This is a genomic window from Endozoicomonas sp. SESOKO2 (assembly GCF_024606245.1).
In the GTDB taxonomy this organism is placed as follows: Bacteria; Pseudomonadota; Gammaproteobacteria; order Pseudomonadales; family Endozoicomonadaceae; genus Endozoicomonas_A.
Map to the genome: position 1 here is coordinate 1 of NZ_JAHHPQ010000478.1, position 5,485 is coordinate 5,485.

At 46.8% G+C, this 5,485-nt stretch carries 6 protein-coding genes; 1 reads left to right on the forward strand and 5 read right to left on the reverse strand.

Annotated features, from left to right (window positions below; translation table 11 throughout):
* Window positions 1-399 precede the first annotated feature (399 nt).
* The 4 genes from KDK17_RS10765 to hppD form a co-directional block, all read right to left on the reverse strand.
* A complete protein-coding gene (locus tag KDK17_RS10765; RefSeq protein WP_257275504.1) occupies window positions 400-1,248 on the reverse strand; it encodes a DUF4892 domain-containing protein in 849 nt (282 codons plus the stop codon).
* A gap of 86 nt (window positions 1,249-1,334) precedes the next feature.
* Window positions 1,335-2,183 carry an alpha/beta fold hydrolase gene (locus tag KDK17_RS10770; RefSeq protein ID WP_257275505.1) on the reverse strand — a complete coding sequence of 283 codons (849 nt, stop codon included), beginning with the start codon at window positions 2,181-2,183 and terminating at the stop codon, window positions 1,335-1,337.
* A gap of 244 nt (window positions 2,184-2,427) precedes the next feature.
* Window positions 2,428-3,219, reverse strand: coding sequence for a phenylalanine 4-monooxygenase (gene phhA / locus KDK17_RS10775; RefSeq protein ID WP_257288075.1), 792 nt, complete (start codon window positions 3,217-3,219; stop codon window positions 2,428-2,430).
* Window positions 3,220-3,343: 124 nt separating this feature from the next.
* Complete coding sequence (hppD, locus tag KDK17_RS10780; RefSeq protein ID WP_257279681.1) at window positions 3,344-4,432, reverse strand: 4-hydroxyphenylpyruvate dioxygenase; 1,089 nt, start codon at window positions 4,430-4,432, stop codon at window positions 3,344-3,346.
* Window positions 4,433-4,697: 265 nt separating this feature from the next.
* Here hppD and KDK17_RS10785 point away from each other — a divergent pair, with 265 nt between their 5' ends.
* A complete protein-coding gene (locus KDK17_RS10785; protein WP_257279682.1) occupies window positions 4,698-5,165 on the forward strand; it encodes an Lrp/AsnC family transcriptional regulator in 468 nt (155 codons plus the stop codon).
* A 30-nt stretch (window positions 5,166-5,195) separates the two neighbouring features.
* Here KDK17_RS10785 and KDK17_RS10790 read toward each other — a convergent pair.
* Window positions 5,196-5,485: phosphomannose isomerase type II C-terminal cupin domain (locus tag KDK17_RS10790; RefSeq protein WP_257288076.1), on the reverse strand; the 290-nt coding region annotated here is incomplete at its 5' end.

The following is a 5,485-nucleotide window of genomic DNA, read 5'->3' on the forward strand; positions in this document are numbered from 1 at the left end:
ACTTTAGGATTATGTATGAATACACAATTTTTCTTACCAGAAATAATCATAAATACTGCTCACTCAAGGAATAGATTTCCCGTTCAGTATAAAATATATTGACTTGGTATCTTGGATGATTTTCGCATTGAAATACACCTCTGCGTACATCTTTTTCAAGCACCACCATCCTTGGAACACCATTTGTAGAAGGTCGCTGTCTTCAACCCGCGTTCGCGGCATAATTCAGGAACAGACGTCCCTATTTAGACTTGCCTGAGAATGAAAATAATCTGGTCGTCCGAGTAATTGCTATGTAGAAAGAACGGATTGCCAACTGCCCGTGTTTCAGTGCCAGCTGTCTCAATTAACGCACCTATATACACACTTCAGGTTATGCAGGTCCTGAGAAATATCAATCTACTGGAGCAACTGCCAATACATGAGCCCTTCTTCCTGATCTCCAACAAACCATTGAATCCGGAAACGACTGGAGCCAATAGCATCTTCCCTCAGTCTGGATTGGAGGAGGCTTTTGAATTGTTGCAACTGCCTGCTGAGACTGTCCACTTCAGAGACTCTCTCAGCTGATGCTGACTCGACCGTGATCAATAGGGGCTTGGTCTGGTTTTCAAAAGCTTTTAGCAGAAACTTGTAGGCCTCTGAGCGGGCTAAAGTAAATGAACTGGTGGGTAAGGAGGTCAAGACAACCTGATTACTCCTCACTACTTTTGTCTTACCGGCTGTGAAGATATCGACCAGAGCATACTCTCTTTTGTCACCTCTTCGAACGGTATAGACCAGGTAATAAACAGTCTTGCCATTGATCTTCTTTTCACCCAGAAAATAGGCCTGAGTCTTATCAAGGCCGTACAAACGGGCTATATCGAAGACATTATTAGCCCAGAAGTTGCTGGCTCCACAGCTGAAACGCTCGCAGCTGAAAACAGGTGCGACCCCCAGTTTTTCAAACTGCTCTGTAAAAAATCGATAGGCTTCGTCGCTGCTTCTGCCACTGGGCAGAAGATATAGCTTTCGATCCAGAGAGCCATCCAGCCATTGATCTGAGTCAGCCGTCACGACCCCATTCACTTTCTTCATGGCACTGCTGATGACGGGGTAGCTGGTCACTTGTTGTTTGAATTCAAGATTGAGAGTGGCATTAGGAAACGGGGCTATTTCATCAGCAGAGACCATGACAGGTAAAATGAAGAGTCCGGCCAACATTAAAGAAGATGTTTGCCACAGCAAAGAATAAAAAATAGTCATAGATTCCATTTCACTCCCGATCAATGAAATACAGCTTTTTCATGAGAGAAAATCAACTGATCAAACACCTGACCAGCCGAACACAATCAATAACTCATCACAGTATTCACTAAGGTGGCCACAGAACCGGTCTCCCCATCCATATGGAAGTGATGGGAGCCTGACATCGGATAAAACTGGATATTTTTCAGACGTTCACGGTATGGTTCAATCAGAGCGTCAACGTAACCTTCCTTTGCGTAGAGCATGTGTGCATCACAGCTCATCTGCTCTGCAAAGGCCAGTGCCTGTTCTTCTGTAAAACGTGTGGGTGAAGGCAATTTCAGACGTGGATCCGTTCGCCAGGTCCAGGCATCACCGTCCTGAAATAACGCTCGCTCCACCAGCAAAGCCGAAGAATCGCGCGTTACTGGAAATTGTCCCAGACAACGTACTCGAATAGCATGCTCCAAAGAGCGATAACGATTCACCGGCTTACCTTTTCGAAAGGATTTTCTTTCCTGAATGTACGCCGCCAGTGCATTGGGAGTATCTTCCGGTTTTCTGGGCATGGGAAAAAGTCCATCGAGCAAAATCGCTTTCTTAACCCGATCACCCAAAATGGCTGAAGCCATCACCGAAACAATGGCTCCCATTGAATGCCCGATTAAACTGAATGAGTCCAATTCAAGGCTATCAACGATTCCCACCAGATCTTCGACGTAGTGCCAGATGGAATAGTCGACTTCATCCGGTCTATGAGAAGAACGTCCATGACCGGCCTGATCAATGGCAAGCAGACGCACATTTTTAAGAAAGGGCGCCAGAGGAGCAAAACTGGCGGCGTTATCCAGCCAGCCATGCAGAGCAATCAAAGGCTTTCCGTCCGGGTCGCCCCACTCCTGACCGGAGAAGTTCATCCGCCCGATACTGATTTCTATGTCTATAGGCTCCATAGCTCTCTCTTGTTAGCCTCTCGATCTTCTGCGCGACAGTTTATTATTGTTTTCGCCATAGATCATGGCAAGGAGCCTGTCGGACTCATCATAATGGTTTCCAGCGGTTGTATTCATTCTTGCAAGCGGTTCAGACCAGTGGTTAATGACAGAATCTATCTGAAAGCAGCCCCGCAGGAATGCCGAAAAATTATCAGGATCTTAATGGTAAAGCAACTGCTCCCCTGTGCAAGTCGGGGTATGTTCAGGCGCTTTTGGGTGCGAACTTTGACTCTAATAACCCCAGTTTCATAGCTTCATGTACTTTTGCCATCAAATCTATTTCTGTCAGGCTGTGTAACTCTGAAAGTGACTGGATAATAAAGTAAACCGGCTGAAGAATATCAATCCGATAGGGGGTTCTCAGAGCTGTCATCAGATCAAAGGATAGACGCTCTGGGTCACTGCTTTGCATGGCATACATCGTTTCCCTGAAGCTGGATAGAATACCTCCTCCGTAAATTCGCAGCCCTTTATTTGTCATCACCAGACCAAACTCTACAGTCATCCAATACAGCCTCGCAAGATAAACTCTTTCTTCTTTGCTGGCCTTCAGTCCCAATTGACCATAGGTCTCAGTGAATTGAGCAAAATCAGGATTCGTCAACAGAGGGCAGTGTCCGAAAACTTCATGGAAGATATCCGGCTCCTCAAGATAATCCAGCTCTTCACGTGAGCGAATAAAAGTGGCTACCGGAAACTGGCGGTTGGCGAGTAATTCAAAAAAACGATCAAAAGAGATCAGTGCAGGCACTCTGGCCGCAGACCACCCTGTGGATTCACGTAGTTTTTCAGTGATGTCATTCAACTGAGGGATTTCATCAGCAGAAAGGCCGAGAATTTCCAGCCCCCTGATAAACTCAGGGCAGGCTCTGATTTCGACCGCCCCTATCTGACGTTCATAGAGTATGCGCCAGGTTTCATGCTCGCCCGCCGGATACTCAATAAAACCTTGCTCGTCAGGCTTTCGGGCCACATAGTGATTAGGCTTATTCAATATGAAACTCCTTTTACCGTGAAGATGCTGGCTCCTTAGTCACTTTCACAGCTTTTAGTAGTCTGCATTTCAAGCTCCTGGCTGTCCGAAAATAGACAGCCCGGCTGGAGAGACACCAGGAAAATCATTTTTCCTGTAACACACCTCGACGAATCTGATCCCGCTCCATACTTTCAAACAAAGCTTTAAAGTTACCCTCTCCGAAGCCTTCGTCGCCCTTACGCTGGATGATCTCAAAGAAGATTGGTCCGATGACAGTTTCGGTAAAAATTTGCAGCAGCAAACCTCCGTCTGAAGTGGGAGCGCCATCCATCAGAATGGCCCTGGTTCTCAAGTCTTCAACCACTTCCCCGTGCCAAGGCAGACGCTCACCCAGCATTTCGTAGTAGGTGTCAGGTGGAGGTGTTAAGAATTTAACCCCCAAACCTCTCATTTTGTCTACCGCTTCATAAATATTTCCGGCTGTCAGTGCGATATGCTGAATGCCCTCCCCCTTATATTGCTCCAGATATTCCTCAATCTGGCTTTTGTCATCAGAAGATTCATTGATGGGAATTCTGACCTTGCCACAGGGGCTGGTCATGGCCCGGGACTTCAGCCCCGTCAGTTTGCCTTCAATGTCAAAGTAGCGAATCTCACGGAAATTAAAAAGCGTTTCATAAAAGCCAGCCCACTTATCCATGTTGCCACGGGCCACGTTGTGAGTCAGATGATCCAGTATTTCCAGTCCGACTTCAGGCGCTTTTGTCGGATCATGAACAAATTCAAAATCGCTGTCATACAGGGTACCCGCCGATCCATAACGATCAACCAGATAGACCAGTGCGCCGCCAACACCAACAATGCAGGGGACTTCACGACCTTCGACAAAATATTCAGATTGGCCCTGCTCGGCACCCAGACCTAATGCTCGTTCCAGCGCATATTCAGCATCCGCCACACGGATACCAAAAGAACAGGCACAGGGGCCATGCTTTTCATAGAAACCACGACCAAAACTGCTGGCATCACCATTCACCAGAAAATGGATATCGCCTTGTTTGTAAAGAGTCACATCCCTTGTTTTATGATGAGCCATTGCCTGAAAACCCAAACTGGAGAAGAACTCATGGAGCACAGCAGGTTCTGCAGAGGCAAACTCTACAAACTCAAAGCCGTCTGTTCCCATGGGATTGATATCAGATACTTTTGCAGAATGGCCAATACCTTTCATAAATTACCCTCATTTTTTGGATGAATTCGGGCTAACTGTTCTTTTAAAGTCCGCTATTCTTACTATCGGCCAGCCTTGGCACATAAGAGGTTTATCAGGTTCATCTCAGGTCATCAGGCCCCGATCTATGAAAATGACTACAAGGCTTGGTAGAGCTGCATTTTCATAATAGATAGAGTATAAAAGGATGGTCACGCAAAATGGTTGCGACATAAGAGCAATAAAACAACATCATGCAATTTGATTGCATATCAGGGCCTTGTTCATGATGACTGAATCTTTGGATAAGTACGACGTAAGCCTTCTGGATAGTCTGCAGAAGGAAGATGGAGTCTCTCTGGCAGACCTGGCTCAAAGGGTGAATCTGTCCAGCTCCCAATGTTCAAGACGCATTAGCCGCCTGAAAAAACTGGGCTACATCATAAAGCAGGTAGCGCAGTTAAACCCTGAAGCTTTGGGTCTGGATGTCTCCGCTTTCGTCACCGTGACACTGGAAATCCATGACAAACATTCTGCCGAAAGTTTCCAGACGTCCATTCTTCATATGGATCAGATACTTGAGTGCCACTCGATAACCGGCGATGGCGACTACCTGTTAAAGGTGATGGCGCCAAACAGCCAGGCCCTGAATGAATTTATCATGAAAGAACTTCTGAGCCTGCCCGGTGTCAGTCATGTCAAGACAGCTCTGGCCCTGGCCTCGGTTAAATCCACTACAGCTCTACCTTTGTAAAACCAAGGAACAGGGTACTTATAAAAATGCTTATTCTGGCTGAACCCGTTCAATATCCTCTTCCGAGATGGTCAGTCCGGTCTGGGTTTCGATCACTTCCAGCGCATCCTTACCGATATTTTCCAGTCTGTGCTTTAGCTGGCTTTTGATATTGATCGACTCCCCGGGCCCAAGATCATGGACCTGACCATCCAAACGAACCCGGGCCTCTCCCTTGAGCACAACCCAGCTCTCAGATCTCAGCTTATGACTGTGCTCGGATAATGATGCCCCCGGGTGAATGCACAGCTTTCTGACGCAATAGCCTTCATCCACTGACA

What these genes read in the sequence shown, in the direction of transcription:
- KDK17_RS10765 (WP_257275504.1), bottom strand. Translation starts at nt 1,248, where the DNA reads ATGACTATTTTTTATTCTTTGCTGTGGCAAACATCTTCTTTAATGTTG.
- KDK17_RS10770 (WP_257275505.1), bottom strand. Translation starts at nt 2,183, where the DNA reads ATGGAGCCTATAGACATAGAAATCAGTATCGGGCGGATGAACTTCTCC.
- hppD (WP_257279681.1), bottom strand. Translation starts at nt 4,432, where the DNA reads ATGAAAGGTATTGGCCATTCTGCAAAAGTATCTGATATCAATCCCATG.
- KDK17_RS10785 (WP_257279682.1), top strand. Translation starts at nt 4,698, where the DNA reads ATGATGACTGAATCTTTGGATAAGTACGACGTAAGCCTTCTGGATAGT.